This is a genomic window from Streptomyces sp. NBC_01006 (assembly GCF_045162725.1).
GTDB lineage: Bacteria > Actinomycetota > Actinomycetes > Streptomycetales > Streptomycetaceae > Streptomyces.
On sequence record NZ_CP108700.1, the window covers coordinates 5727249 to 5753946 of the forward strand.

Below are 26698 nucleotides of genomic sequence, written 5' to 3' on the forward strand. Positions count from 1 at the left end.
AGAACCCCACCACCGGCAGCGGGCCCGCGTTCGTGCCCGAGCAGGCCGGGCCGACGGACGGGCCGTCCACCAGCACGGCCTTCCTCTCCGTACGCGACCTCAAGGTGCACTTCCCGACCGACGACGGCCTGGTCAAGTCCGTCGACGGGCTCTCCTTCGACCTGGAGCGCGGCAAGACGCTCGGGATCGTCGGCGAGTCCGGCTCCGGCAAGTCCGTGACCTCGCTGGCCATCATGGGCCTGCACCGCACCGGCAACGCCCGTAGCCGCCCGCACATCTCGGGCCAGGTCGTGCTCGACGGCGAGGACCTCGTACGGGCCGACGCCGACCACGTGCGCAAGCTGCGCGGCCGCAAGATGGCGATGGTCTTCCAGGACCCGTTGTCCGCGATGCACCCGTACTACTCGGTCGGCAAGCAGATCGTCGAGGCGTACCGGACCCACCACGACGTCGACAAGAAGACCGCTCGCACCCGGGCGGTCGAGATGCTCGACCGCGTCGGCATCCCGGAGCCCCACCGGCGCGTGGACGCGTACCCGCACGAGTTCTCCGGCGGTATGCGCCAGCGCGCGATGATCGCGATGGCGCTGGTCAACAACCCCGAACTGCTCATCGCGGACGAGCCGACCACCGCCCTCGACGTCACCGTCCAGGCGCAGATCCTCGACCTGATCCGCGACCTCCAGAAGGAGTTCGGCTCCGCGGTCATCATGATCACGCACGACCTCGGCGTGGTCGCCGAGATGGCCGACGACATCCTCGTGATGTACGGCGGCCGGTGCGTCGAGCGCGGCACCGCCGAGAAGGTCTTCTACGAACCCCGCCACCCCTACACCTGGGGCCTGCTCGGCTCCATGCCGCGCATCGACCGCGAGCAGACCGAGCGCCTGATCCCGGTCAAGGGCTCGCCGCCCAGCCTCATCAACATTCCGAGCGGCTGCGCCTTCAACCCGCGCTGCCCGTACGCCGACATCCCCAAGGGCGGCATCACCCGCACCCAGCGGCCCGAGCTCACCGAGGACGACAGCCGGCACTGGTCCGCCTGCCACATGTCGCAGGACGAGCGGACCCGGATCTGGACCGAAGAGATTGCGCCGAAGCTGTGACCGACATGAAGAAGACGGACGCGCCGCAGGACTCCGACGAGGGACCGCTGCTGAAGGTGACCGGCCTGGTCAAGCACTTCCCCATCAACAAGGGGCTGCTGCGCAGGCAGGTCGGGGCCGTCAAGGCCGTGGACGGCATCGACTTCGACGTCCGGCGCGGTGAGACGCTGGGCGTGGTCGGCGAGTCCGGCTGCGGCAAGTCGACGATGGGCCGGCTCATCACGCGCCTGCTGGAGCCCACCGGCGGCACGGTCGAGTTCGAGGGGCGCGACATCACGCACCTCGGGGTCTCCGCGATGCGGCCGATGCGCCGCGACGTGCAGATGATCTTCCAGGACCCGTACGGCTCGCTGAACCCGCGGCACACGGTCGGCACGATCGTCGGCGCCCCCTTCAAGCTCCAGGGCGTCCAGCCGGAGGGCGGGCTGAAGGCGGAGGTGCAGCGTCTGCTGTCCCTGGTGGGCCTCAACCCGGAGCACTACAACCGGTACCCGCACGAGTTCTCGGGCGGCCAGCGCCAGCGCATCGGCATCGCCCGCGCGCTGGCCCTGAAGCCGAAGCTGGTCGTCGCCGACGAGCCGGTCTCGGCGCTGGACGTGTCGATCCAGGCCCAGGTGGTGAACCTGCTGGACGACCTCCAGGAGGAGCTGGGCCTCACGTACGTGATCATCGCGCACGACCTGTCGGTCATCCGGCACGTCTCGGACCGCATCGCGGTGATGTACCTCGGCAAGATCGTGGAGCTGACCGACCGCAAGTCGCTGTACGAGAACCCGATGCACCCGTACACCAAGGCCCTGCTGTCGGCCGTGCCGGTGCCGGACCCCCGCCGCCGGGGCGCGAAGAGCGGCCGCATCCTGCTGAAGGGCGACGTCCCGTCGCCGATCTCGCCGCCCTCCGGCTGCCGGTTCCACACGCGGTGCTGGAAGGCCACGCAGATCTGCACGACGCAGGAGCCGCCGATGCTGGCGCTGGCCACGGGCCACCAGGTGGCCTGCCACCACCCGGAGAACGCCGCCGACCAGGCCCCGGGCGACCCGGCCCTCCCGGGCGCCGCCGAGGCCCTGGCGACGGTCTCGGAGTAACCCGCCCGGAGTCCCGGGGCCCAGAGCCCCGGGACACGGGCATGCCTTCGGCCCGACCCGCCCGGGCCGCGAGCCGGCCCGAGCCCGGCACGCGGCCTCCGGCCGATGCCCGCCGGGGTCCGGGGGCGGTGCCCCCGCGCGGGGTGGCGGGCCGTCCCCGTCCGACCGCCGGCCGGGCGAACGGCACAATGGGGCCGTGCTCCACGATCTCTTCCCGCCCGGGATCCAGCATGCCCTGGACCTCGCCGGCATCTTCGTCTTCGCCACCGCGGGCGCGCTGCTCGCCGTACGCAAGAACTTCGACGTCTTCGGCATCTGCGTGCTCGCGCTGGCCACCGCCCTCGGTGGCGGCCTCTTCCGCGACATCGTCATCGGCGCCGTTCCGCCGGCCGCCTTCGGCGAGCTCAGCTTCTTCGTCACCCCGCTGATCGCCGCGGCGTGCGTCTTCTTCCTCCATCCAGAGGTGCAGCGCATCAACCGGGCCATCAACGTCTTCGACGCCGCCGGCCTCGCCCTCTTCTGCGTGACCGGCACGACCAAGGCGTACGAGTTCGGCCTCGGACTCACCGCGTCCGCCGCGCTGGGCCTGGTCACGGCCGTCGGCGGGGGCGTCCTGCGCGACGTCCTGGCCAACGAGGTGCCGTCGCTGCTGCGCGACCGCGAGATGTACGCCGTCCCCGCCATCGTCGGTGCCTCGATGGTGGCCGTGTTCATCGCGTTCGAGATGCTCAACGCCGTGACCACCGCCCTCGCGATCGTCACCACCTTCGTTCTCCGGCTCCTCGCCATGCGCTACCACTGGCGGGCCCCGCTGGCCTGGAACCGCCGCTCCTCGGTGGCCGAAGAGCCGTAACAAGCACGTAGCAAAGGAAAGCTACCGCTTAGTAGTAACGGCGGTAGGCTCGAAACCATGGCATACGCAGCGACCCAGGCCTCCATCGGCGACAGCGAATTCGACCGGGACACCGCCGTCACCCCGCGCGCGGACGAGTCCGGCGCGTACGACGCGGAGCTCTCCGCCGGCTGGACGATCATCACCGCCGTGAACGGCGGCTACCTGCTGGCCCTGGTCGGCCGGGCCCTGTCGGCGGCCCTGCCGCACCCGGACCCCTTCACCGTCTCCGCCCACTACCTGACCTCTTCGGTGCCCGGCCCCGCCGTGATCCGCACCGAGGTCGTCCGGATCGGGCGCACCCTCTCCACCGGCCAGGCCTCCCTCTTCCAGTACGACGAGAGCGGCGCCGAGATCGAGCGGATCCGGGTCGTCGCCTCGTACGGAGACCTCGCCTCCCTCCCGGACGACGTCCGCACCACCGCCGTCCCGCCGGTGTTCCCGGCGTACGAGGACTGCCTCGGCCCGGAGGCCGGCCCGGCCCCGATCCCCGGCAGCAACGCGATCGTGGACCGGCTCCGACTGCGGCTGGACCCGGCGACGGCGGGCTGGGCGCTCGGCGCACCGTCCGGCAAGGGCGAGATGCGGGCCTGGTTCGAGCTGGCCGACGGCCGCGACGCCGATCCGCTGTCGATGCTGCTCGCGGTGGACGCGCTGCCGCCGACCTGCTTCGACCTGGGCCTGATGGGCTGGAGCCCGACCATCGAGCTCACCGCGCACGTGCGCCGGCGCCCGGCCCCGGGCCCGCTGCGGATCTCCATCACGACGCGGAACCTGGCCGGCGGCTTCCTGGAGGAGGACGCCGAGGTCTGGGACTCCACGGACCACCTGGTGGCCCAGTCCCGCCAACTGGCCCGCGCCCCGCGCTGACCCCCGGATCCGGCCGCTCCGGGCCCCCACCGCCCCGGGGGGTCCGGGGCCCGGGAGGGGACTCGTAGAATCAGGGGATCATGGCCTACCTCGACCACGCCGCCACCACCCCGATGCTCCCGGAGGCCGCTGCGGCGATGACCGCGCAGTTCGCCGCCACGGGCAACGCCTCCTCCCTCCACGCCGCCGGCCGCCGTGCCCGCCGTACCGTCGAGGAGGCCCGCGAGGCCCTCGCCGAGGCACTCGGCGCCCGCCCGAGCGAGGTGGTCTTCACCGCGGGCGGCACGGAGGCCGACAACCTCGCCGTCAAGGGCCTCTACTGGGCCCGCCGCGACCAGGACCCCGCCCGGACCCGGGTGCTCGCCAGCCCCGTCGAGCACCACGCCGTCCTCGACGCCGTCCACTGGCTCGGCGAGCACGAGGGCGCCCGCGTCGAGTACCTCCCCGTCGACCGCTACGGCCGCGTGCACCCCGAGGACCTCCGCGAGGCCATCGAGCGCAACCCCGACGACGTGGCCCTGGCCACCGTCATGTGGGCCAACAACGAGATCGGCACCGTCATGCCGGTACGCGAACTGGCCGCCGTCGCCCGAGAGTTCGCGATCCCCCTGCACTCCGACGCCGTCCAGGCCCTCGGGCAGCTCGACGTCCGCTTCGGCGACAGCGGCCTCGCCGCGATGACCGTCAGCGGCCACAAGATCGGCGGCCCGTACGGCATCGGCGCGCTGCTGCTCGGCCGCGACCAGAGCCCCGTACCCGTCCTGCACGGCGGCGGCCAGGAGCGGCACGTGCGCTCCGGCACCCTCGACGTGCCCGCCATCGCCGCCTTCGCGGTGGCCGCCGTGATCGCCGCCGAACGGCGCGAGCGGTTCGCCGCCGAGATCGGCGCGCTGCGCGACGAGCTGGTCGCCGCCGTGCTCCGCGAGGTGCCCGACGCCGTCCTCGGCGGGGACCCGGACGACCGGCTCCCGGCCAACGCGCACTTCAGCTTCCCGGGCTGCGAGGGCGACTCGCTGCTGCTCCTGCTGGACGCCCAGGGCATCGAGTGCTCCACCGGCTCCGCCTGCACCGCCGGCGTGGCCCAGCCCAGCCACGTCCTGCTGGCCACCGGCACCGACCCGCAGCTGGCCCGCGGCACCCTGCGCTTCTCCCTCGGCCACACCTCCACCAAGGAGGACGTCGCGGCCGTGGCCGCGGCCATCGGCCCGGCGGTCGAGCGGGCCCGCACGGCAGGGCTCAGCTAGGGGTGTCCTGCGCGGCGGGGGCCGCCGCGAGCTCCGAGCGGATCAGGCCCAGGTAGCGGTCCCAGTCCCAGTGGGGGCCCGGGTCCGTGTGGTCCGTGCCCGGGACCTCGGAGTGGGCCACTATGTGCGTACGGTCCACGGGTATGCCGTACCTGCGGCAGACGTCGGCGGCCAGCCGGGCGGAGGCCGCGTACATCACCTCCGTGAAGTCCTGCGGCCGGTCCACGAAGCCCTCGTGCTCGATGCCCACGCTGCGCTCGTTCATCGAGCGGTTGCCCGAGTGGAAGGCGACATCCATCTCGCGCACCATCTGCTCCAGGCGCCCGTCCTGGCCGACTATGTAGTGCGCCGATGCCTGGTGGAACGGGCTCTTGAAGGCGTCCACCGAGGACGCGAAGCTGCCCTGCGTGACATGCACGACAATCCGGTCCACCCGGTAGTCCTCGGGCCGGTCCGCCATCCGCCAGTTCGCCGGCGAGGCCGCCGTCCAGCCCGCGCCCGCGTGGTCCACCTCGCCCTCCTTGCGCGGCTTGCCCACTCCCGGCAGCAGCCACCAGGCACGCCGCAGCTCGTCCTGCCCGGCGATCGCCGCCGCCGTGAAGACCCCCAGCCCCCCGAACAGCACCGCCCGGCGGGTCCTGCGCGGCGCCGCCTTCGGCGCGGGCTCGACCTTGCTCCCCATGTGATCCACCCCCCGCACGTGATAACGCGCTGTGACCCCGGCCGGTTCCCCCGTACTCTGGACGGTGCTATGACTGAGAACCTGCCGCGCACCGATCGCCCACTTCGCGTCCTGGCCGCCATGTCCGGCGGCGTGGACTCCGCCGTCGCCGCCGCCCGCGCCGTCGAAGCCGGGCACGACGTGACCGGCGTCCACCTCGCGCTCTCCGCGAACCCGCAGTCCTTCCGGACCGGCGCCCGCGGCTGCTGCACCATCGAGGACTCCCGCGACGCCCGCCGCGCCGCCGACGTCATCGGCATCCCGTTCTACGTGTGGGACCTCGCCGAGCGCTTCCGCGAGGACGTCGTGGAGGACTTCATCTCCGAGTACGAGGCCGGGCGCACCCCGAACCCCTGCCTGCGCTGCAACGAGAAGATCAAGTTCGCGGCCCTGCTCGACAAGGCCCTCGCCCTCGGCTTCGACGCCGTCTGCACCGGCCACTACGCCACCGTCGTGCTGAACGAGGACGGCTCGCGCGAGCTGCACCGCGCCTCCGACATGGCGAAGGACCAGTCGTACGTCCTCGGCGTACTCGACGAGAAGCAGCTGGCCCACGCGCTGTTCCCGCTCGGCGACACCCTCACCACCAAGGAAGAGATCCGCGCCGAGGCCGAGGAGCGCGGCCTGGCCGTGGCGAAGAAGCCCGACAGCCACGACATCTGCTTCATCGCCGACGGCGACACCCAGGGCTTCCTCGCGAGCCGGCTGGGCAAGGCCGAGGGCGACATCGTCGACGGGGCGACCGGCGAGAAGGTCGGCACCCACGACGGCGCCTTCGGATTCACCATCGGCCAGCGCAAGGGCCTGCGGATCGGCCACCCCGCCCCCGACGGCAAGCCGCGCTACGTCCTCGACATCTCCCCGGTGAACAACACCGTCACCGTCGGCCCCGTCGAGGCCCTCGACGTCAGCGCCCTGACCGCGATCCGCCCCCGCTGGTGCGGCTCCACGGCCGCCGCCCCGGGCACCTACACCGCGCAGCTGCGCGCCCACGGCGGCGAGACCGAGGTCTTCGCCGAGCTCGTGGACGGCGAGCTGCGGGTGCGCTTCACGGAGCCGGTGCGGGGGGTCGCCCCCGGCCAGGCGATCGTGCTCTACGACGGCACGCGCGTGGTCGGCTCCGCCACCATCGCGACGACGACCAAGGCCGCGGCCGCGTCCGTGTGAGGCCCCGCCCCGGGTGCGGGTGCGGGGCGGCGCGGCCAGACTCGGTAGTGGAAGTGGGGGACGCCGGGGGCGGAGGGGGACCACCCCGGTCCTATCGCCAAGGGGAACCATGAAGACGAGAACCCGCTCGCTCCGCCGCCTGTCCGTCGCCGCCTGCGCGGTCCCGCTGCTGCTCACGGGCGTCGCCGCGGGCACGGCGGCCGCCGCTGCACCCGCGGCCGCCCCACAGTCCGCCCCCGCCACCTTGCGGGCCATCTCGGCGGGCGAGATCCTCACGCTCGTCAACGCCGAGCGGGCCAAGGTCCCCAACTGTCCGGCGCTGGTCGCGAACGCCCAGCTCACCCAGGCCGCGCAGACGCACGCCGACGACATGGCGAAGAACAACCTCACCGGACACACGGGCTCCGACGGGTCGAACGAGACGGCCAGGCTCGACAAGGTCGGCTACAAGTGGGGTGCGTGGGGCGAGAACGTCTCCGGACCCGGGTACGCCGACGCCGCGGCGACCGTGAACGGCTGGATGACCAGCAGCAGCGGCATCCACAAGGCCAACATCCTGAACTGTAATTTCACCGAGACGGGCGTCGGAGTGTCCGGCGACCGGGCCGTGCAAGTGTTTGCGAAGCCCCTGTGACCGGCCCTGATTCCCGGGCCGTCTAGCCGACCGTCAGCACGATCTTGCCGGTGGTGCGTCCGAGCTCGCCGATCTCGTGGGCCTTCGCGGCCTGCTCCAGCGGCAGGACCGTGTCGACCAGCGGCTTCAGCAGGCCCTGGTCGGCCAGCGCCGCGATCTCCTCCAGCCCCTTGAGGTCGGGCTCCACCAGCACCCAGGAGGCGTGTACGCCCTGCGTGTCGGCCGGGATCCCGTCCGGGCCGGGCAGGGTCACCAGGTGCCCGCCGGGCTTCAGCACCTTCAGCGAGCGCTGCGCGTAGTCCCCGCCCACCGCGTCGATCACGACGTCCACGTCGGAGACGGCGTCCTCGAAGTCCGTGGTGCGGTAGTCGAGCACCTCGTCCGCGCCCAGCTCGCGCAGCAGCTCGTGCTTGGCCGCGCTGGCCGTGCCGATCACGTACGCGCCGCGGGCCTTGGCGATCTGCACCGCCAGGTGTCCGACCCCGCCGGCCGCCGCGTGGATCAGCACCCGCTGTCCGGCCGTGACCCCGGCCGTGTCCACCAGGGCCTGCCAGGCGGTCAGCGCCGCCAGCGGCAGGGCCGCAGCCTGCACGTGGTCCAGGGAGGCCGGCTTGCGGGCGAAGTGCCGGGTCGGGGCGACCACGTACTCGGCGTAGCCGCCGGCCTGGCGCGGGAAGTTCGGCATGCCGTACACCTCGTCGCCCTCGCGGTACAGCGTCACGCCAGGGCCGACCGCCTCGACGGTGCCCGAGACGTCCCAGCCGACCATCGGGACCTCGCCCCAGGCGATCAGGGCGGCGCCGCTGGCCCGGGTCTTCCAGTCGACCGGGTTCACGCCGGCCGCGTGGACCCGTACGAGGATCTCGTTCAGACCCGGCTCGGGCCGGTCCGCCTCGACCTCGGTGAGAACCTCGGGCCCGCCCCACTGGCTCACGACGACCGCGCGCATGACTGTCTCCTCAGGTGTTTCTTGGGATGTTCCGTGCCGGTTTTCCCGGCCGGTGATCCCAGCTTGGCCGCATCCGCCCCCGCATGGTGTTGGCCGTACGGCCACCATGTGACAGGATCTGGCCATGTCCGTTTTGCAGCGTGTTGCCGTACTCGCCCTCGAAGGTGTCGCCCCGTTCGAGCTCGGAATGCCGTCCCGGGTGTTCGGCAACGCCCGTGCCGAGGACCTGAGCCCCCTGTACGAGGTCACCGTCTGCACCGCCGACGGACAGCCCGTGACCAGCGACGCGGGCTTCACCATCGGCGTCACGGCGGGCCCCGAGGCCCTCGCCGCGGCCGACACCGTGATCGTCCCGCCCACCCACGCCATGCCCGGGCTGCTGCGCGGCGAACCCCTGCCGCAGGCCCTCGTCGACGCGCTCGCCGCCATCCGGCCCGGCGCCCGGATCGTGTCCATCTGCACCGGCTCCGAGGTGCTCGCCGCCGCCGGGCTGCTCGACGGCCGGCGCGCCACCACGCACTGGGCGCACGCGCCGGAGTTCCAGCGGGCCTTCCCGCGCGTCCTCCTCGACGAGGACGTGCTCTTCGTCGACGACGGCTCCATCCTCACCTCGGCGGGCGTCGCCGCCGGCATCGACCTGTGCCTCTACCTGATCCGCGCCGACCACGGCACCGCCGCCGCCAACCGCGCCGCGCGGCTGTGCGTCGTACCGCCGTGGCGGGACGGCGGGCAGGCCCAGTACATCGACCGGCCCGTCCCCGAACCCACCGTCGCCACCACCACCGCCACCCGCGCCTGGGCCCTGGAACGCCTCGCCGAGCCGGTCACGCTGGCCGAGCTGGCCGCCCACGCCCGGATGAGCCTGCGCACCTTCACCCGGCGCTTCCGCGACGAGGTGGGCATGACCCCGGTGCAGTGGCTCACCGTCCAGCGCCTCGAAGTCGCCCGCCAGCTGCTGGAGTCCAGCGACCTGCCCGTCGACCTGGTCGCGCACAGGTCGGGCTTCGGCTCCGCCAACTCGCTGCGCCAGCACATGCGGACCGCCCTGGGCATCTCGCCGATCGCCTACCGCCGGACCTTCCGTCCCGGCAGCCCGGTGGCCGTGGGGGCATGACCTCGGAGGTCATGGCCTTCGACTCCCCGTCTTGGCAGGATCGGATCAACAGCCCGATCCGGTGCACCGCTTGAGACCTCGGAGGCCAGGCCCATGACCGCGTACGCCATCGCCCACATACGGCCCGAGACCATGAACGAGGACATCCTCCGCTACATCGAGGAGATCCAGTCGACGATGGACCCCTACGAGGGCCGCTTCCTCGTCCACGGAGCGCAGGTCGAGGTCCTGGAGGGCCCCTTCCCCGGGACCGTGGTGGTCCTGGGCTTCCCGGACATCGAGCGCGCCCGCGCCTGGTACGCCTCCCCGGCCTACCAGGCCCTGATCCCGCTGCGCACCCGCCACATTCCGGGCGAGGTCATCCTGGTGGACGGAGTCCCGCCCGGCTACGACGCGACGAAAACGGCGTCCCGCCTACGCACCGAAGCCGCCCTCCGATGACCAACCGGGCCGCGTTCCCGCGATCGGGGCGGCCTGCCGCGCGGGCGGGCCGCTGACCGAACGGGCCACCGCACCGGTGGGCGGCGTCCGGGCTACGGCCTGCCCGGCGGGGGTGACCTGCGAGCATGGGGGGCATGGCTACTCACCTGATCACCGGTGCCGGCGCGGGTATCGGCGCCGCCGTCGCCGCGCGGCTGCACGCCCGCGGCGACGACCTCGTCCTGCTCGCCCGCGACGCCGCCCGCGGCAAGGAGCTCGCCCTGCGCTACCCCGGCTCCCGGGCCCTCGTCGGCGACCTCTCCGACCCCGACCGGCTGTCGTGGGCCTTCTCCAAGCAGCCCATCCCCGAGCGGATCGACTCGCTCCTGCACATCGCCGGGATCGTCGACCTCGGCCCCGTCGGCGAGCTGCGCCCCAAGACCTGGCACCAGCAGCTCAACGTGAACCTGATCGCCCCCGCCGAGGTCACCCGGCTGCTGCTGCCCACCCTGCGCGCCTCCCGCGCCACCGTGGTCTTCGTGAATTCCGGCGCCGGCCTGACCGCCCACGCAGACTGGAGCGCGTACGCCGCCTCCAAGCACGGGCTCAAGGCCCTCGCCGACTCGCTGCGCGCCGAGGAGAAGCCGAACGGCATCCGCGTCACCTCCGTCTACCCCGGCCGGACCGCGACCGCCATGCAGGCCAAGGTGCACTCGCAGGAGGGCAAGGAGTACGACGCCGCCCAGTGGATCGACCCCGAGTCCGTCGCGACCACGATCGTGATGGCCGTCGACCTGCCGCGCGACGCCGAGGTCAACGACCTGAGCGTGCGGCCCGGCCGATGACCGCGAGCGCCACCGGCGTCGGCTCCCTCCCCGGCGGCGACGCCCGCGAGGCCGCCAAGACCGCCACCGGGTCCTTCGAGGACTTCCCGTACCTCCCCGAGCTGCCCGCCCGCGGGCCCGGCGCGGACATGATCGGCCGCTCCCTCGGGCTGCTCGTCGAGATGTACGCCCACGTCGAGCCCAGCGGCTGGCGGATCAGCGACCGCCCGGGACGCGACACCCGGCGCGCCCGTTCCTGGCTCGGCGAGGACCTCGACGCCCTGGAGGAGTTCACCCAGGGGTACACCGGCAAGCTCAAGGTCCAGGCCGTCGGCCCGTGGACCCTGGCCACCGCCCTGGAACTGCACGGCGGCGAGGCCGTGCTCCAGGACGCCGGAGCCTGCCGCGACCTCGCCGGATCGCTCGCGGAGGGCCTGCGCGACCACCTGGCCGACGTGCGCAGGCGCATCCCCGGCGCCGAGATCGTGCTCCAGCTCGACGAGCCGTCCCTGACCGCGGTCCTGCTGGGGCGCGTACGGTCCGCGAGCAAGTACCGGACCTACCGGGCCGTCGACCGGCAGGTCGTCGAGGGCACCCTGCGCGAGCTGTTCGCCGTCCACGACGGGGAGGTCATCGTCCACTCCTGCGCACCCGAGGTGCCCTTCGGGCTGCTCCGGCGGGCCGGCGCCACAGGTGTGTCGTTCGATTTTTCCTTGCTCACCGAGCGCGAGGACGACACCATCGGCGAGGCCGTCGAAGGCGGCACGAAACTCTTCGCCGGAGTGGTGCCGGGCACCGACGCCCCGTTGTCGGACCCTGCCGGTAGCGTCATGGGTGTCAGGAAGCTCTGGCGCAGGCTGGGGCTGGCCCCGGGGACTCTGGCGGAGTCCGTCGTGGTCACCCCGGCGTGCGGTCTGGCGGGCGCTTCGCCCGCCTACGCCCGCGCCGCGCAGGCGCACTGCGTCAGGGCGGCGAGGTCGCTCGCCGACAACCCTGAGTGACGTAAGCAGACGGGCCACGGGAGGACACGGCATGGCAGCCGAACAGAAGCAGGCCGGCGGCGGCACGGCCGCACCGGCGGCGGTGCGTGAGCAGCACGCACTGCTGGCCGAGCAGGTCGAGGAGCACCGCTTCCGGTACTACGTGAACGACCAGCCGGTCGTCAGCGATGCCGAGTTCGACAAGCTGCTGCGCTCGCTGGAGGCGCTGGAGGAGCAGTATCCGGAGCTGCGCACGCCCGATTCGCCCACCCAGAAGGTGGCCGGGGCGTACGAGACGGACTTCGCGTCCGTCGAGCACCGGGAGCGCATGCTCTCCCTCGACAACGCCTTCGACGACGAGGAGTTGGCGGCCTGGGCGGAACGGGTGGCCCGGGACGTCAACACCCCCGATTTCCACTACCTGTGCGAGCTCAAGGTGGACGGCCTCGCCGTCAACCTCACGTACGAGAAGGGCCGCCTGACCCGGGCCGCCACCCGCGGCGACGGCCGCACCGGCGAGGACATCACGCCCAACGTCCGTACCATCGCGGAGATCCCGGACCGCCTCAAGGGCGACCGGATCCCCGAGCTGGTCGAGATCCGCGGCGAGGTCTTCTTCCCGATGGAGAAGTTCGAAGAGCTCAACGCGCGGCTCGTCGAGGCCGGCGACAAGCCCTTCGCCAACCCGCGCAACGCGGCGGCCGGTTCACTGCGCCAGAAGGACCCGAAGGTCACCGCCACCCGCCCGCTGCACATGGTGGTCCACGGCATCGGCGCCCGCGCCGGCTTCGAGATCGACAAGCTGAGCCACGCGTACGAGCTGCTCGGCGAGTGGGGCCTGCCCACGGCCCGGCACAACAAGGCGGTGTCCTCGCTCGCGGAGGTCCGCGAGTTCATCGCCTACTTCGGCGAGAACCGGCACTCCGTGGAGCACGAGATCGACGGCGTCGTCGTCAAGCTCGACGAGATCCCGCTCCAGGGCCGCCTCGGCTCCACGGCCCGCGCCCCACGCTGGGCGATCGCGTGGAAGTACGCCCCCGAAGAGGTCAACACCAAGCTGGTCGACATCAAGGTCGGCGTCGGCCGCACCGGCCGGGTGACCCCGTACGCGCAGGTGGAGCCGGTGACGGTGGCCGGCTCGGAGGTCGAGTTCGCGACCCTGCACAACCAGGAGGTCGTCAAGGCCAAGGGCGTGCTCATCGGGGACACCGTGGTGCTGCGCAAGGCCGGCGACGTCATCCCCGAGATCCTCGGCCCGGTGGTGGACCTGCGCGACGGCAGCGAGCGGGAGTTCGTCATGCCGGCCGAATGCCCCGAGTGCGGGACGGCGCTGCGGCCGATGAAGGAGGGCGACATCGACCTCCGCTGCCCCAACGGGCAGACGTGCCCGGCCCAGTTGCGCGAGCGGCTGTTCTACCTGGCCGGCCGCGAGTGCCTGGACATCGAGAACTTCGGCGCGGTGGCCGCGGCCGCGCTCACCAACCCGCTGGAGCCGGCCGAGCCGCCGATGCTCGACGAGGGCGACCTGTTCGGCCTCACCATCGAGCAGCTGCTGCCCATCAAGGCGTACGTCCTGGACGCCGACAGCGGGCTGCCCAAACACGATCCGAAGACCGGCGAGGAGAAGATCGTCACGGTCTTCGCCAACCAGAAGGGCGAGCCGAAGAAGAACGCCCTGTCCATGCTGGAGAACATCGCGGCCGCCAAGGACCGCCCGCTGGCCCGCTTCATCAACGGCCTCTCCATCCGGCACGTGGGACCCGTCGCGGCGCAGACCCTGGCCCGCGAGTTCCGGTCGATCGAGCGGATCGAACAGGCCACCGAGGAGGAGCTCGGCGCCACCGAGGGCGTCGGACCGATCATCGCGGCGGCGGTCAAGGAATGGTTCGCCGTCGACTGGCACCAGGAGATCCTGCGCAAGTGGCGGGAGGCCGGGGTACGCATGGAGGAGGAAGGTTCCGGTGAGGAGGAGGGGCCGCGCCCGCTGGAGGGCCTGACCGTCGTCGTCACCGGAACTTTGCAGAGCCACACGCGGGACGGTGCGAAGGAGGCCTTGCAGAGCCGCGGCGCCAAGGTGACCGGATCCGTCTCGAAGAAGACCTCCTTCGTCGTGGTCGGCGAGAACCCGGGATCCAAGTACGACAAAGCGATGCAGCTGAAACTGGCCGTCCTCGACGACGCGGGCTTCGCGGTGCTGCTCGAACAGGGCCCGGACGCGGCGCGCGAGGCGGCGCTCCCGGTGGACGGCGGCGGCGAAGCGGAGTAACGCGCCCCGGCCGACACGCAGGTCTCGTACCGGGGGAGTAGCGAAGGCGAACGGATGCGTGGCGTGCGGCCGTACGGGCGGGCGCACGCCAGGCGCAACTCCCGGTGGTAAAAGGCCGGTACAGGGCTGTTCGCAGGGCGGTGACCTGTCGGATCATCGGATGGGTGACCCGGGAGTCCTGGTCCAAACTCACCCGTTCGGCGGATACCGTACTGATGAGGATGGCTGGGTCGCATTCGGGCAACCGCCGCCGACCGCTGCCCCTGGGGGCCTCTCGCGTCCTACTGTTGAGGGGGGCGCCTGTCGTGCACGGCTGCGTGATGCGCTTCCGGCCGTGATGGCATGACATCGGGGCCATCGCGTGGCATCGGCATTGCCGGCTGTGAGAGGGACGGGCATGAAACCCACCGAAAGCGCCGACCCGTCACCTGATGTCGGCGGGGAGATCCCGTCCATGCGGACGGGCCGGCTCGGTGTCCTGCGTGCCAGGACGCCGGACAACCGCCCGCTCGACAGCGGCACGGGATCGGGCAGAGCGGCGCAGCGCACCGTGCTGCCGTTCATCGTCGTGGGCCTGTCCGCCGTCGTCCTCGCGATCGGCATCGTCTCCGCGCTGAGTGAGCGTCATGCCCTGTTCCCCGGCGGCCCGGTCGGCTGGGCGCTCGCCCTGCTGACCGGCATCATCGTCGGCCACCTCGTCGCGCTGGGCCGCGACCGCTGGTGGGGCGGCACCGGTTCGGGCGCGGCGCTGACCCTCGGCGTGCTCGTCCTCTACGGCTGGGTGCCCGCGGGACTCGTCTCGCTCGCGGTGGTCTCCCTGGTCGGGGCCGCGCGCCGGCACCGCTGGCGGCAGGGGCTGCTGCACGGCGCCACCGACATCCTCGGCATCGGCGCGGGAGCCCTCGTACTCGCCGCGTTCGGCGAGGCGCCCACCGTCGAGACCCCGTGGCGGCCCACCACCTGGGGGCTGGAAGCCGTCCCCGAGATTGTCCTGGTGGCCCTCGCCTACCTGCTGGTCACCAAGGTGCTGCTGTGGCTCGCGCAGACCCCGCGCGGCGGCGCCCTGCCCACCATCGCCCGCACGGCCCTGCTCCGCCAGGCCTTAGTGGCGGTCGCCCTGCTCGGCATCGCCCCGCTGATCTGCGTGGTCGCCGTGACGCAGCCGGTGCTGCTGCCGCTGTTCGCCGTACCCCTGATCGCCCTGGACTCCACGCTGTGGATCGCCCGTGCCCGCGCCGAGGAGCAACTGCGCGATCCGCTGACGGGGCTGCCGAACCGGCAGTGGCTGCTGGAGCGGACCTGGTCCGCCCTGGACGAGGCTGAACGTTTGGGCACCCGGTCAGCTCTTGTGTTGATCGACCTGGACCGGTTCCGCGCGGTCAACGACACGCTGGGCCACCTCGCCGGTGACCGGCTGCTGCTCCAGATCGCCGACCGGCTCCGCCAGGCCCTGCCCGAGGACGCCGAGGCCGCGCGCCTCGGCGGCGACGAGTTCGCCGTACTCCTGCCCGTCGCCGACTCCACCACCAGTGCCCAGCGGGTCGCCCGCCACCTCGTCGCCGAGCTCAGCTCGCCCCTCGACCTGGACGGCCTGACCCTCGTCCTGGAGGCCAGCGCCGGCCTCGCCGTCTTCCCCGACCACGCGCTGGACGCGGAGGGGCTGCTGCGCCGCGCCGACGTCGCGATGTACCAGGCGAAGCGGGACCGCACCGGCGTGGAGGTGTACGAGTCCAAGCGCGACAGCAACACGCCCGACCGGCTCGGCCTCCTCGGTGATCTGCGCCGCGCCCTGGATGCCGGCGAAGTGGAACTCCACTACCAGCCCAAGGTCCGCTTCGACGGCCAGGTGGCCGGGCTCGAAGCCCTGGTGCGCTGGGTGCATCCGGAGCGGGGCCGGGTGTCGCCGGACGAGTTCATCGCGATCGCCGAGACCTCGGGGCTGATGCCCCACCTCACCGAGTACGTGCTGGAGACCGCCCTCGCCCAGGTGGCGCGCTGGCGGGCGCAGGGCCTGAAGGTCCCGGTCGCCGTCAACGTCTCGCCCCGCGACGTGCACACCCCCGGATTCGCGGGCGCGGTCGCGGCCCGGCTGGCCCGGCACGGGGTTCCGGCCAGCGGGCTCCAGCTGGAGATAACGGAACACGTGCTGCTGGAGGACCCGCAGCGGGCCGCCGACACCATGGCGGGCCTGACCGGCCACGGCGTGAAGATGTCGCTCGACGACTTCGGCACGGGCTACTCCTCCCTGGTGCACCTGCGGCGGCTGCCGGTCAGCGAGCTGAAGATCGACCGCTCGTTCGTGGCGCGGCTCGCGGTGGACGCGCAGGACGCGGAGATCGTCCGCTGCACCGTCGACCTGGCCCACTCGCTCGGGCTGCTCGTCGTGGCCGAGGGCGTCGAGGACGACGAGACCTGGGAGCGCCTGCGCGACCTGGGCTGCGACGCCGTCCAGGGCTGGCTGGTCGCGGCCGCCATGCCCCCGCAGGAGGCCACGGCCTGGCTGCTGGCCCGCGGCGAACGCGGCTGGCGCCGTCCGGCGGACATCACGGCGGAACTGGCGGCCTCCCCGGCCCCGGCGGAAACCCCGGCCCAATAGCCGGGCCGGCAGCCGCGAGAGCAGCCGTACGAGGACCCGTACGAGCACCCGTACGAGCACCCGTACGAGGACCGTACGACCACTCCGCCCCGTGGCCCGCGCCGGGCCCGGGGCGCCCTGGTGGGAAACGGTTTCGTGGGTCCGGGGCCCCGCCCCATAGGATTGGGCACGAAACTACACACTCACCACCCCCAGAGGATCGCTGCATGCCTGGCATCACGCGCGAGGAGGTTGCCCACCTCGCTCGGCTGGCACGTCTGGAGCTGAAGAGCGAAGAGCTGGACCACTTCGCCGGACAGCTCGACGACATCATCGGCGCGGTCGCCCGCGTTTCCGAGGTCGCCGACCAAGACGTCCCGCCGACCTCCCACCCGCTGCCGCTGACGAACGTCATGCGCGCGGACGAGGTCCGACCGTCGCTCACCCCCGAGCAGGCGCTTTCCGGCGCTCCCGCCCAGGAGCAGCAGCGTTTCAAGGTGCCGCAGATCCTGGGGGAGGACTAACAACCATGACTGACCAGATCATCAAGCTCACGGCCGCCGAGACCGCCGAGAAGATCGCCTCCGGCGAGCTCACGGCCGTCGAGGTCACCGAGGCCCACCTGGCCCGCATCGACGCGACCGACGAGAAGGTCCACGCCTTCCTGCACGTCGACCGCGAGGGCGCCCTCGCCCAGGCGCGCGCCGTCGACGCCAAGCGCGAGCGCGGCGAGAAGCTCGGCCCGCTGGCCGGCGTCCCGCTCGCCCTCAAGGACATCTTCACCACCGTCGGGGTCCCGACCACCGTCGGTTCGAAGATCCTCGAAGGCTGGATCCCGCCGTACGACGCCACCCTGACGCGCAAGCTGAAGGAAGCCGACGTCGTCATCCTCGGCAAGACCAACATGGACGAGTTCGCCATGGGGTCCTCCACCGAGAACAGCGCGTACGGGCCCACCGGCAACCCCTGGGACCTCACCCGGATCCCCGGCGGCTCCGGCGGCGGCTCCGCGGCGGCCCTCGCCGCCTTCCAGGCCCCGCTCGCCATCGGCACGGACACCGGCGGCTCCATCCGCCAGCCCGCCTCCGTCACGGGCACGGTCGGCGTGAAGCCCACGTACGGCGGTGTCTCCCGCTACGGCATGGTCGCCTTCTCCTCCTCCCTCGACCAGGGCGGGCCCTGCGCCCGTACGGTCCTGGACGCGGCGCTCCTCCACGAGGTCATCGCCGGCCACGACCCGATGGACTCCACCTCCATCGACGCCCCGGTCCCGCCGGTCGTCGAGGCGGCCCGCAACGGCTCCGTCGCCGGCATGCGCGTCGGCGTCGTCAAGCAGTTCGCCGGCGAGGGCTACCAGGCCGGCGTCGTCCAGCGCTTCAACGAGTCCGTCGAGCTCCTCAAGGAGCTGGGCGCCGAGATCGTCGAGCTGGACTGCCCCTCCTTCGACCTCGCGATGGCCGCGTACTACCTGATCGCGCCGTCCGAGTGCTCCTCGAACCTGGCCCGCTTCGACGCCATGCGCTACGGCCTGCGCGTCGGCGACGACGGCACCAAGTCCGCCGAGGACGTCACCGCGCTCACCCGCGAAGCCGGCTTCGGCGACGAGGTCAAGCGCCGCATCATCCTGGGTACGTACGCGCTGAGCTCCGGCTACTACGACGCGTACTACGGCTCCGCCCAGAAGGTCCGCACGCTCATCACCCGGGACTTCGAGAAGTCCTTCGAGCAGGTCGACGTGATCGTCTCCCCGACGACCCCGACCACCGCCTTCGCCATCGGCGAGCGCACCGACGACCCCCTCGCCATGTACCTCGCGGACCTGTGCACCATCCCGACCAACCTGGCCGGCAACTCCGCCATGTCGCTCCCCTGCGGCCTGGCACCGGAGGACGGTCTGCCGGTCGGGCTCCAGATCATCGCCCCGGCGATGAAGGACGACCGGCTGTACAAGGTCGGCGCCGCCGTGGAGGCAGCCTTCGTCGCACGCTGGGGTCACCCGCTGCTTGAGGAGGCACCGTCCCTGTGAGCACCAGTGCACTGTCCAAGGCCAAGGGCTTCAAGAAGTCCAAGACCGGTACGTACCTGTCGATGGGTACCACCGCCTTCGGCGCCCTCGGCGTGATCAAGCAGGTCAAGAAGGCCCGCACCGAGCACGACACGCTGAAGCTCGTCGACGCCGTCGTGTCCGCCGCCGCCATCGTCACCGGCCTCGCGATCCTGTACCGCGAGCTGAAGCGCCTGGGCGACGACGACGTCCTGCTGGGCTGAGAGGGAAAGTTTCACCGTGACCACCTTCACCGAACTGCTGTCGTACGAGGACGCTCTCGCCTCGTTCGACCCCGTCATGGGCCTTGAGGTCCATGTCGAGCTCGGCACCAAGACCAAGATGTTCTGCGGCTGCTCGACCGAGCTGGGCGCCGAGCCCAACTCGCAGACCTGCCCCACCTGTCTCGGTCTGCCCGGCTCGCTGCCCGTCGTCAACGCGATCGGCATCGAGTCGGCCATCAAGATCGGCCTCGCGCTGAACTGCGAGATCGCCGAATGGTGCCGCTTCGCCCGGAAGAACTACTTCTATCCGGACATGCCGAAGAACTTCCAGACCTCCCAGTACGACGAGCCGATCGCCTTCAACGGCTACCTCGACGTACAGCTGGAGGACGGCGAGATCTTCCGCGTGGAGATCGAGCGCGCCCACATGGAGGAGGACACCGGCAAGTCGCTGCACGTCGGCGGAGCCACCGGCCGTATCCACGGCGCGTCCCACTCCCTGCTGGACTACAACCGCGCCGGCATCCCGCTCATCGAGATCGTCACCAAGCCGATCGAGGGCGCGGGCGAGCGGGCCCCCGAGGTCGCCAAGGCGTACGTCGCCGAGCTGCGCGAGGTCATCAAGGCCCTCGGGGTCTCCGAGGCCCGCATGGACAAGGGCCAGATGCGCTGCGACGTGAACCTGTCGCTGCGCCCGACCCCCGAGTCCGAGTTCGGCACCCGCAGCGAGACGAAGAACGTCAACTCGCTGCGCTCCGTCGAGCGCGCGGCCCGCTTCGAGATCCAGCGCCACGCGGCCGTGCTGTCGTCCGGCGGCACGATCGTGCAGGAGACCCGGCACTTCCACGAGGAGGACGGCTCCACCACCGCCGGCCGCATCAAGGACAACGCCGAGGACTACCGGTACTTCCCGGAGCCCGACCTGGTCCCCGTCGCCCCGGCCCGCGACTGGGTCGAGGAGCTGCGCGGCGGCCTGCCCGAGATGCCGCGCGTGCGCCGCAACCGGCTCCGCGAGGAGTGGGGCGTGGGCGAGCACGACATGCAGTCGATCCTCAACGCGGGCGCGGTGGACTCCATCGTCGCCACGATCGAGGCGGGTGCCGACTCGACCGCCGCGCGCAAGTGGTGGATGGGCGAGCTGGCCCGCAACGCCAACGAGCAGGGCGTCGTCGTCGACGAGCTGCCGATCACCCCGGCGCAGGTCGCGCGCGTCGCGGCCCTGGTCGCGGCCGGCGAGCTGAACGACAAGCTGGCCCGCCAGGTCCTGGAGGGCGTCCTCGCCGGCGAGGGCACCCCGGACGAGGTCGTCGAGAAGCGCGGCCTGAAGGTCGTCTCGGACGAGGGCGCGCTCGGCGCGGCCGTGGACGAGGCCATCGCGGGCAACGCGGCCATCGCGGACAAGATCCGCGGCGGCAAGATCGCGGCCGTCGGCGCCCTGGTCGGCGCGGTCATGAAGACCACCCGCGGCCAGGCCGACGCGGCTCGCGTCAAGGAGCTCATCCTGGAGCGCCTGGGCGTCCCGGAGTAGTCGACACAGTCGCTCCCGTACGACCGCGACGGCCCCGCACCGGACTTCACTTCCGGTGCGGGGCCGTCCGTCGTTCAGCGGGTCAGCTGCGGTGCCGCGATGACGACGGTGCCGTTGTCGCAGCCCATGTCCACCTTGACGCGCAGCCGCAGCGCGCCGGTCACGTCCACCGACTGAGTGGCCGGCTTGCCGAGCTCGACCAGCTCGGAGAAGGCCGCGGGCTTGCCGTCGAGCGAGATGCTGACCCGCCCCTTCTCGTGCGTGGAGCCGTCGTCGATCCCGGCGGTGAACTCCAGGTGCTTCCACTCGCGGTTGAGGTCGAACTCCGTGATCGCCTCGTCGTTGCAGTCGGGCTGGGCGATGAAGGCCGCCCCGTACTGCTTGGTGTTGATCTTCGCGGCCCCGACGCTGAAGTTGCCCAGCCCCGCGATGGGCGTCAACAGGGTCAGGTCGGCGGCCTTGATGTCCGCCGCCACGCCGCCCGGCTGGGTACCACTGGCGGTCGGGCCGGGCGTCGCCTCGGCGTCCGGACTCCCGCTCCGGCTCTCGCTCTCGCTCGGCGAGGGACTGGGCGTCGGGGACTCCTCCTGCGGTACTGCCGCGTCGGAGGCGGAGCTGCCGCCCTTGCCGCCCGAGGCCTGGTCGCCGCCCTTGTCCTTGTCCAGCAGCCGTACGCCGAGCACGGCGAGCGCCGCGATGACCAGGACGGCGGCCACCGAGCCCAGGACGAGCCCGGCCCGCCGCTTCCTCGGCGCGGCGGGCACCGGGGGCGGGGACTCGTGCAGCGGGTACGTCGGCCCGTACCCGGCGGGCACGTGCTCCGGCTGGGGCTGCACCTGGAGCTGAGGCTGTGCGTCCTGGGTCGGCGGGGACGGGGGCGGGGAGTGGACGGGGGGATAGGCGGGGGTGTGGACCGGCGTGTGGACCGGCGGCGGGCTCGCGGGCTGCGGAGGCACCACGGGCTTCGACGGGACCGGCGCCGGGACCGCGTCCTGCACCGCCCGCTGCGAGGTCGAGGAGGTCGTGGACACGACCGCGTGCCGTACGTCCTTCATCCAGCCGGCCAGGCTGACGGGCCGCTCGGCCGGATCACCCGCGTAGACGGCGGCGATCCGGGCGCGCCGCTCGGGGTCCAGCACCGCGATCTGGGGCAGCGCCGACATCGCCCGGGCCAGCTGCTCCGGGGAGTTGGGCGGGGACTCGCCGCTCAGCAGGAAGTACGCGATCGCTCCGAAGGCGTAACGGTCCGCCGCCGGGGTGCGCTTGCCGTCGAAGACCTCGGGAGCCGCGTACCCCGGGGTGAACCACACCTCCGCCGTCTGGTGGTCGGCGGTCAGCTTGCTCAGCCCGAAGTCCACCAGCGTGGCCTGCCCGTGGCCGTCGACCATCACATTGCCGGGTGACAGGTCACCATGGATCACCTGGCGTCCGGACGGCGTGGCCTTCCCCGAGTGCAGCCAGTCCAGTACGTCGGCGAGCTGCTCCAGCGTCCGCATCACCTCGCGCCGCTCGGCGGCGCTGGCGAGGTTCCGTTCGGCGCGCCAGTCGCGCAGGTCGAGCCCGTCGACGTGGTTCATCACGAGGACGAGGGCCCGCCCGGTCAGCGTCCCGGACTCCCCCGACCGGTGGATCGGCGGCCCCTCGAAGTGCTCCCGGACGCCGACGACGCCCGGGCGGTGCACGAAGCGCAGGAGCTCTGCCTGCTCGTTCCACTTGCGGCTGATCCGGTCGAACTCGTCGGGCGTGATGGTCGTCTTGGAGTCGAGCACCTTGACGACCACCGGTTCGCTGCCACCCGCGAGCTCGATCTCCGCGAGATAGAGCACGGCCTCACCACCGCGCCCGATCGACCGGAGCAGCCGGTACCGGTCTGCTGCCGCATCCGGCCCGATGTGCAGATTCTGGCTGGTCAATTTCCCCCCAGCGCCGATGCTTTGAGTGGGCATCAGTCTGGCGTGGCCTGGATCACACGGTCAATCGGAACGGTCAGTTTGCCCCGGGGCGGAAGAAGACGAGGCGGGCCCGCTTCGCCGGCAGGTACACCTCGGGCAGGTCGATCTCCGGGAGGTCGACCTCCGGGCCGAGCTCGAAGCCGCTCCGCACCAGGCGGGCGATGGCCTTCTCGTTGCGGGCGTCGGGCTCCGCGACGATCCGGCGGGTGGTTCCGTCCGAGAGGACGTAGGAGAGGAAGGCCCCGATCAGGCCCGCGCTGAAGCCGCGTTCGGACCCGCCCCGCGCCGGGCCGATCATCAGGTGCACGCCGGTGTCACCGGGCAGCACCTCGTAGCACTCGCTGATCCGGTCCTCGGCGCAGTCGTATGTCTGGAACAGCCCGACGGGCTCGCCGTCGCGGCGTGCCAGGAACGCGTGGTGGGTCGTGCGGCGGTCGACGTCCTCGTAGATCTCCCGGACGAGCTCGCGGCTGGCCTCGCGCATGCCCCAGAAGCGGGCCCGCTCCTCGCTGACCCAGGAGTGGATCAGCGCGGCGTCGGCGGCCGGGTCGACGGGGGTGAGGGTGACCGTGCCGACGCCCTCGACGCGCTGGGAGTACACGGGCTGCCGGGTGCCGGGGGTGGTGCCGGGGGTGGGGCCGGGGGTGGACGCGGACGCGCTGCTGCTGGTCATACGGATTCCTTGGTGAGACGGGTCCAGTCGGTGACGACGGGGACGAGTTCGCACTGGGCCCAGTACGGGAGCTGGTCGCGGTGGTGGGGTGATCCGGTGACACCGTCCGCGCCGAGCGGGACCGCCCAGAGGCTGTCCTCGCGGCGGGCGAGGTCCCACACGTAGCGGGCCGCCGAGGCGCGGGCGGTGAGATCGGTGAAACCGGGCACGGTGGAGGTGGCGTTCACGCAGTCGTGGTCGCCGCCGAGGCCGGGCCACTGCGCGTCCGGGTCGGGCAGCGCCGACCAGGGCGTGAGGCGGTGCACCTGCGACCACGGGGTGTCGGGAGCCTCCGCCGCGGCGGTCTCCTCCAGGGCGGCGCGTACGTGGGCCGCCCGGTCGAGGGCGGGCAGGAGAGTGGTGGTCAGCAGCCCCTCCAGGGCGTAGCCGACGCGGGGGACCAGGTACAGCCAGGGGTGGAACACGTCGGGGCCGGTCGGCGCCCCCGCCAGCCCGGCGAGGGCGGGATCGGCGGCGAAGCGTCGTACGGTCGCGGTCCGGAAGGCCGAGAAGACGGTGGCGTCGGTGCTCTCGGCGGCCATGTGCCGGTCCCAGGCGAGCAGTCGGGAGCGCAGCGCCCGCGCGGCGGGGGACAGGCCGTCGAGCCCGGGCAGCAGGGCCAGCAGCGGCGCGGCCGAGGCCAGGTAGGTGTCCCGGTGTACGTCGGCCATCGCCTTCGGGGACCAGTCCGCCGAGCCGGAGAGCAGCTCGCGGATGCGGTCGGCGCGGTGCGGGGGCGCGAACTCCACGCCGAGCGGCGAGGCGATGCCGCGCGCGTTGGCCATGACGGCGAAGCCCTGCACGGGCTCGGCGGGGGTCTCGGCCCAGCCCTGCCAGGCGTACCGCGGATCCCAGGCGGGCACCGGGCGCAGCCGGTTGGCCGGGTCGCGCAGCGGGACGGTGCCGGCCACGCGGTGCAGCAGGCCGCCCTCGGTGTCGGCGGCGTGGACGACGTTGACGGGCTCGGCCCAGCCGTCGAGGGCGCGGTCGATGTCGGCGACCGTACGGGCGCGCAGCAGGGCGGGCAGGACGGCGAAGCCGAGGTCGCGGCGGACGCGGGGCGGGTAGCGGAGCGAGAGGGTCTGCTCCTCGTCCTCCTCCCGGTCCGCCGTTGCGCCGCCGGTGATCACGGGGCCGCGGGCGGTCTCCAGGACCTCGACCCCGACCGGGTCGGCTCCGGCGACGGCGATCGTCTCGGTGTGCCGGTGGGCGGGCTCCCAGGCGCCGTCGGGGCCGAGGGCCTCGATGCCGTCGCCGTCGGCGGTGCGGCGCAGCTTCTCGACGTACAGGTCCTGGTAGTCGGCCATGGCGTTGGTGATCGCCCAGGCGGCGCTGCCGGTGTGCCCGAAGTGGCCGAGGCCGGGGATGCCGGGGACGGCCAGGCCGAGGACGTCGTACTCGGGGCAGGAGAGCCGTATCTGCTGGTACACGCCCGGGTCCTCGATGAACCGGTGCGGGTCGCCCGCGATGAGCGCCGAGCCGGAGCCGGTCCGCTCGCCCGGGACCAGCCAGCCGTTGCTGCCGGCGGTGCCGGGGCCGTCGGTGGCGAAGAGGGTGACGGCCCCGTCGCCGAGGGCGCGGGCCACGCGCTCGCGCCACAGCTTGGTGGCGAACCCGGCGAAGAGGATGTGGGTGGCGATCCAGATGCCGAGCGGGACCCACGGCTCCCAGGGGGTCGGGGTGTGGCCGGTGCGCGCGAACCGCTCGTCGCGGGCGGCGCCTTGGGCCAGCCCGTCGTTGACGCCGTCCACGTAGGATCCGACCCAGGCCGCGGTGTCGGGGTCGAGGGCCTCGTGGCAGCGGCGGGCGGTGTCGGCGAGCCGGGACCGGCGGGCGAACCGGTCCCAGGCGACGGAGTCCGGGCCGAGGAAGGCGGCGCTGGAACCCTGGGCGCGGTGGCGCTCGACCTCCAGCTGCCAGGCGCGGTCGAGGGCGGTGGCGTATCCCTGGGCGTAGGCGAGGCGGTCGGCGTCGGGGGCGCGGAGATGGGGGATGCCCCAGTCGTCCCGGTAGAGCTCGAACGCGTCGGCGCCGGCGTTGTTCGGAAGGCTCACACTCATCCCCCAGTGCATTAGGTTAGGCTGCCCTAACTATAGGGGTTCGAGGGGCAAGGGGTGGTCGCACATGGCAGGCGTCGGCAAGGGATGGGAAGGCGTGGTCCTGCGGCTTCTGCGCGGCAAGGACTTCACGTTCACGGTCACGGGCGCGGAGGAGATCACGGAGCACTACCGCCGCGTGTACGTGGAGGACGGCGGGCTGCTGGAGGCGGCGGGCGAATCGCTCCACCCGACGATGTGGGTGCGGCTGTGGTTCGACAACGCGGGCAAGCCGCACACGCGGGCGTACACGCTCGTCGACCCGGATCCGCAGGCAGGAACGTTTGCCCTGGAGTTCGCCCTCCACGACGGGCCCGCGAGCGCGTGGGCCCGGTCCGCGAAGGCCGGTGACACCATCGAGGCCACCGTCCAGGGGACAGGCTTCACCGCTCCGGCGCCGGAGCCGGAGCGGCTGCTGGTGATCGGCGACCCGGCCTCCGTCCCGGCGATCAACTCCCTGCTGGACGCGTACCCGCAGACCCCGGCGACGATCTGGCTGGAGACGCAGCACGCCTCGGACGCCGACCTCCCGGTACGGCTGGACCCGGCCCGGCACGAGATCCGGCGGGTCGGGCGCGCGGGCTCGGCGCTGGTGGAGCAGGTCAAGGCGGAGCTGCCGGAACTCGTCGCGGACCCGGAGTCGGCGTACGTCTGGCTGGCCTGCGACACGGCGACGACGCGCACGCTGACGGCGTACCTGCGCAAGGACCTGGCCCTGCCGAAGCAGCGGGTGAACGGCCTGGGCTACTGGCGGGCGGCCTGACGGACCGGGCAGCCGGCGGGCCCGTCAGGCTCCGGTGGCGCCGTCGATGGCCTGGCGGAGGAAGTCGGCGTGGCCGTTGTGGCGCGCGTACTCGTGGATCAGGTGGAGCATGACGAGGCGCAGCGAGGCCTCCTCCTTCCAACTGGCCACGTACGCCGTCACGTCGAGCGACTCGGCGGCCGCCTCGATGCGGCGCGCGTGCGCGACCTCCGCCTCCCAGGCGCCGAACGCCTCCTCGCGCGTGGCGTCGGAAGCCTCGTAGGCGGCCTGGAAGTCGTGGGTGTCGGACCAGAGGTGGGGGAGCTCCTCGCCGTTCAGGGTGCGGCGGAACCAGTGCCGCTCGACCTCGCCCATGTGCCGCACCAGGCCCAGCAGGGACAGGGTGGACGGCGGCATCGAGGGCCGCCGCAGCTCCTCGTCGGTGAGCCCCTCGCACTTCCAGGCGAGCGTGGCCCGGTGATAGTCGAGGAATGCGCGCAGCGTCTGCCGCTCGTCGCCGGTCAGGGGTGGCCCTATGCGTTCCATCCAGCGA

24 protein-coding genes are annotated in these 26698 nt (G+C 72.4%); 18 read left to right on the forward strand and 6 right to left on the reverse strand.

All coding sequences use genetic code 11. The features are described from left to right. The first annotated feature begins 32 nt into the window (after window positions 1–32). From OG509_RS26370 to OG509_RS26390, 5 genes are all read left to right on the forward strand, one after another. A complete protein-coding gene (locus OG509_RS26370) occupies window positions 33–1106 on the forward strand; it encodes an ABC transporter ATP-binding protein (protein ID WP_406187691.1) in 1074 nt (357 codons plus the stop codon). Between the two features lie 5 nt (window positions 1107–1111). After that, window positions 1112–2191 (forward strand): ABC transporter ATP-binding protein, encoded by a 1080-nt coding sequence (locus OG509_RS26375; RefSeq protein WP_406184992.1) that lies wholly within the window; start codon window positions 1112–1114, stop codon window positions 2189–2191. A gap of 196 nt (window positions 2192–2387) precedes the next feature. After that, window positions 2388–3044 (forward strand): trimeric intracellular cation channel family protein, encoded by a 657-nt coding sequence (locus tag OG509_RS26380; protein WP_403724220.1) that lies wholly within the window; start codon window positions 2388–2390, stop codon window positions 3042–3044. A 57-nt stretch (window positions 3045–3101) separates the two neighbouring features. After that, the gene (locus tag OG509_RS26385; protein WP_406184994.1) at window positions 3102–3953 is read left to right on the forward strand and encodes a thioesterase family protein; all 852 of its coding nucleotides are present in this window, start codon (window positions 3102–3104) and stop codon (window positions 3951–3953) included. A gap of 80 nt (window positions 3954–4033) precedes the next feature. Next, window positions 4034–5197 carry a cysteine desulfurase family protein gene (locus OG509_RS26390; RefSeq protein WP_406184995.1) on the forward strand — a complete coding sequence of 388 codons (1164 nt, stop codon included), beginning with the start codon at window positions 4034–4036 and terminating at the stop codon, window positions 5195–5197. Here the strand turns inward: OG509_RS26390 and OG509_RS26395 are convergent. After that, entirely contained in the window at window positions 5190–5879 is a 690-nt protein-coding gene (locus OG509_RS26395) for an N-acetylmuramoyl-L-alanine amidase (protein WP_406184996.1), read from the reverse strand. The genes OG509_RS26390 and OG509_RS26395 overlap by 8 nt on opposite strands. 69 nt (window positions 5880–5948) lie before the next feature. On the opposite strand from OG509_RS26395, the gene mnmA reads away from it, so the two are divergent. Next, window positions 5949–7085, forward strand: coding sequence for a tRNA 2-thiouridine(34) synthase MnmA (gene mnmA, locus OG509_RS26400; protein WP_406184997.1), 1137 nt, complete (start codon window positions 5949–5951; stop codon window positions 7083–7085). A gap of 109 nt (window positions 7086–7194) precedes the next feature. Next, complete coding sequence (locus OG509_RS26405; RefSeq protein ID WP_406184998.1) at window positions 7195–7719, forward strand: CAP domain-containing protein; 525 nt, start codon at window positions 7195–7197, stop codon at window positions 7717–7719. A gap of 22 nt (window positions 7720–7741) precedes the next feature. Here OG509_RS26405 and OG509_RS26410 read toward each other — a convergent pair whose 3' ends face one another. Continuing rightward, window positions 7742–8668, reverse strand: coding sequence for an NADP-dependent oxidoreductase (locus tag OG509_RS26410; protein WP_406184999.1), 927 nt, complete (start codon window positions 8666–8668; stop codon window positions 7742–7744). A 124-nt stretch (window positions 8669–8792) separates the two neighbouring features. On the opposite strand from OG509_RS26410, the gene OG509_RS26415 reads away from it, so the two are divergent. From OG509_RS26415 to gatB, 10 genes are all read left to right on the forward strand, one after another. Continuing rightward, window positions 8793–9782: a GlxA family transcriptional regulator gene (locus OG509_RS26415; RefSeq protein WP_406185001.1), complete on the forward strand. Its 990-nt coding sequence runs from the start codon at window positions 8793–8795 to the stop codon at window positions 9780–9782. Window positions 9783–9875: 93 nt separating this feature from the next. Then, window positions 9876–10223 (forward strand): DUF1330 domain-containing protein, encoded by a 348-nt coding sequence (locus tag OG509_RS26420; protein ID WP_406185003.1) that lies wholly within the window; start codon window positions 9876–9878, stop codon window positions 10221–10223. A 134-nt stretch (window positions 10224–10357) separates the two neighbouring features. Continuing rightward, window positions 10358–11047, forward strand: coding sequence for an SDR family oxidoreductase (locus OG509_RS26425; protein WP_406185005.1), 690 nt, complete (start codon window positions 10358–10360; stop codon window positions 11045–11047). Continuing rightward, window positions 11044–12027 carry a methionine synthase gene (locus tag OG509_RS26430; protein ID WP_406185006.1) on the forward strand — a complete coding sequence of 328 codons (984 nt, stop codon included), beginning with the start codon at window positions 11044–11046 and terminating at the stop codon, window positions 12025–12027. The genes OG509_RS26425 and OG509_RS26430 overlap by 4 nt, the downstream gene beginning before the upstream one ends. Window positions 12028–12058: 31 nt before the next feature. Then, window positions 12059–14272, forward strand: coding sequence for an NAD-dependent DNA ligase LigA (ligA, locus tag OG509_RS26435; protein WP_406185007.1), 2214 nt, complete (start codon window positions 12059–12061; stop codon window positions 14270–14272). 397 nt (window positions 14273–14669) lie between these two features. Then, window positions 14670–16868, forward strand: coding sequence for a putative bifunctional diguanylate cyclase/phosphodiesterase (locus OG509_RS26440; RefSeq protein ID WP_406185008.1), 2199 nt, complete (start codon window positions 14670–14672; stop codon window positions 16866–16868). Between the two features lie 206 nt (window positions 16869–17074). Beyond that, window positions 17075–17371: an Asp-tRNA(Asn)/Glu-tRNA(Gln) amidotransferase subunit GatC gene (gatC, locus tag OG509_RS26445; RefSeq protein WP_007266718.1), complete on the forward strand. Its 297-nt coding sequence runs from the start codon at window positions 17075–17077 to the stop codon at window positions 17369–17371. Between the two features lie 5 nt (window positions 17372–17376). Further along, the gene (gatA, locus tag OG509_RS26450; RefSeq protein ID WP_053691155.1) at window positions 17377–18873 is read left to right on the forward strand and encodes an Asp-tRNA(Asn)/Glu-tRNA(Gln) amidotransferase subunit GatA; all 1497 of its coding nucleotides are present in this window, start codon (window positions 17377–17379) and stop codon (window positions 18871–18873) included. A gap of 62 nt (window positions 18874–18935) precedes the next feature. Next, window positions 18936–19115, forward strand: a complete 180-nt coding sequence (locus OG509_RS26455) for a hypothetical protein (protein WP_229345000.1) — start codon at window positions 18936–18938, stop codon at window positions 19113–19115. Between the two features lie 16 nt (window positions 19116–19131). After that, window positions 19132–20643 carry an Asp-tRNA(Asn)/Glu-tRNA(Gln) amidotransferase subunit GatB gene (gene gatB, locus OG509_RS26460; RefSeq protein WP_406185009.1) on the forward strand — a complete coding sequence of 504 codons (1512 nt, stop codon included), beginning with the start codon at window positions 19132–19134 and terminating at the stop codon, window positions 20641–20643. Between the two features lie 74 nt (window positions 20644–20717). Here the strand turns inward: gatB and OG509_RS26465 are convergent, their stop codons facing one another. The 3 genes from OG509_RS26465 to OG509_RS26475 all read right to left on the reverse strand — a co-directional run bounded on the left by OG509_RS26465 (window position 20718) and on the right by OG509_RS26475 (window position 25367). Further along, entirely contained in the window at window positions 20718–22556 is a 1839-nt protein-coding gene (locus OG509_RS26465; protein ID WP_406185010.1) for a protein kinase domain-containing protein, read from the reverse strand. 73 nt (window positions 22557–22629) lie between these two features. Beyond that, complete coding sequence (locus OG509_RS26470) at window positions 22630–23268, reverse strand: GNAT family N-acetyltransferase (protein ID WP_406185011.1); 639 nt, start codon at window positions 23266–23268, stop codon at window positions 22630–22632. Further along, a complete protein-coding gene (locus tag OG509_RS26475) occupies window positions 23265–25367 on the reverse strand; it encodes a penicillin acylase family protein (RefSeq protein WP_406185013.1) in 2103 nt (700 codons plus the stop codon). The genes OG509_RS26470 and OG509_RS26475 overlap by 4 nt, the downstream gene beginning before the upstream one ends. Window positions 25368–25431: 64 nt before the next feature. On the opposite strand from OG509_RS26475, the gene OG509_RS26480 reads away from it, so the two are divergent. Then, window positions 25432–26166, forward strand: coding sequence for a siderophore-interacting protein (locus OG509_RS26480; protein ID WP_406185014.1), 735 nt, complete (start codon window positions 25432–25434; stop codon window positions 26164–26166). A 24-nt stretch (window positions 26167–26190) separates the two neighbouring features. Here the strand turns inward: OG509_RS26480 and OG509_RS26485 are convergent, their stop codons facing one another. Continuing rightward, window positions 26191–26691, reverse strand: coding sequence for a DinB family protein (locus OG509_RS26485; RefSeq protein ID WP_385581207.1), 501 nt, complete (start codon window positions 26689–26691; stop codon window positions 26191–26193). Window positions 26692–26698: the final 7 nt, after the last annotated feature.

Bases quoted from the DNA above. Each gene is read 5' to 3' on its own strand.
- OG509_RS26390 (WP_406184995.1), top strand. From the start codon at position 4,034: ATGGCCTACCTCGACCACGCCGCCACCACCCCGATGCTCCCGGAGGCC.
- OG509_RS26425 (WP_406185005.1), top strand. From the start codon at position 10,358: ATGGCTACTCACCTGATCACCGGTGCCGGCGCGGGTATCGGCGCCGCC.
- OG509_RS26420 (WP_406185003.1), top strand. From the start codon at position 9,876: ATGACCGCGTACGCCATCGCCCACATACGGCCCGAGACCATGAACGAG.
- OG509_RS26395 (WP_406184996.1), bottom strand. From the start codon at position 5,879: ATGGGGAGCAAGGTCGAGCCCGCGCCGAAGGCGGCGCCGCGCAGGACC.
- OG509_RS26485 (WP_385581207.1), bottom strand. From the start codon at position 26,691: ATGGAACGCATAGGGCCACCCCTGACCGGCGACGAGCGGCAGACGCTG.
- gatA (WP_053691155.1), top strand. From the start codon at position 17,377: ATGACTGACCAGATCATCAAGCTCACGGCCGCCGAGACCGCCGAGAAG.
- OG509_RS26470 (WP_406185011.1), bottom strand. From the start codon at position 23,268: ATGACCAGCAGCAGCGCGTCCGCGTCCACCCCCGGCCCCACCCCCGGC.
- OG509_RS26480 (WP_406185014.1), top strand. From the start codon at position 25,432: ATGGCAGGCGTCGGCAAGGGATGGGAAGGCGTGGTCCTGCGGCTTCTG.
- OG509_RS26455 (WP_229345000.1), top strand. From the start codon at position 18,936: ATGGGTACCACCGCCTTCGGCGCCCTCGGCGTGATCAAGCAGGTCAAG.
- OG509_RS26375 (WP_406184992.1), top strand. From the start codon at position 1,112: ATGAAGAAGACGGACGCGCCGCAGGACTCCGACGAGGGACCGCTGCTG.
- OG509_RS26475 (WP_406185013.1), bottom strand. From the start codon at position 25,367: ATGAGTGTGAGCCTTCCGAACAACGCCGGCGCCGACGCGTTCGAGCTC.
- OG509_RS26385 (WP_406184994.1), top strand. From the start codon at position 3,102: ATGGCATACGCAGCGACCCAGGCCTCCATCGGCGACAGCGAATTCGAC.
- gatC (WP_007266718.1), top strand. From the start codon at position 17,075: ATGCCTGGCATCACGCGCGAGGAGGTTGCCCACCTCGCTCGGCTGGCA.
- OG509_RS26410 (WP_406184999.1), bottom strand. From the start codon at position 8,668: ATGCGCGCGGTCGTCGTGAGCCAGTGGGGCGGGCCCGAGGTTCTCACC.
- OG509_RS26405 (WP_406184998.1), top strand. From the start codon at position 7,195: ATGAAGACGAGAACCCGCTCGCTCCGCCGCCTGTCCGTCGCCGCCTGC.
- OG509_RS26415 (WP_406185001.1), top strand. From the start codon at position 8,793: ATGTCCGTTTTGCAGCGTGTTGCCGTACTCGCCCTCGAAGGTGTCGCC.
- mnmA (WP_406184997.1), top strand. From the start codon at position 5,949: ATGACTGAGAACCTGCCGCGCACCGATCGCCCACTTCGCGTCCTGGCC.
- OG509_RS26430 (WP_406185006.1), top strand. From the start codon at position 11,044: ATGACCGCGAGCGCCACCGGCGTCGGCTCCCTCCCCGGCGGCGACGCC.
- OG509_RS26440 (WP_406185008.1), top strand. From the start codon at position 14,670: ATGAAACCCACCGAAAGCGCCGACCCGTCACCTGATGTCGGCGGGGAG.
- ligA (WP_406185007.1), top strand. From the start codon at position 12,059: ATGGCAGCCGAACAGAAGCAGGCCGGCGGCGGCACGGCCGCACCGGCG.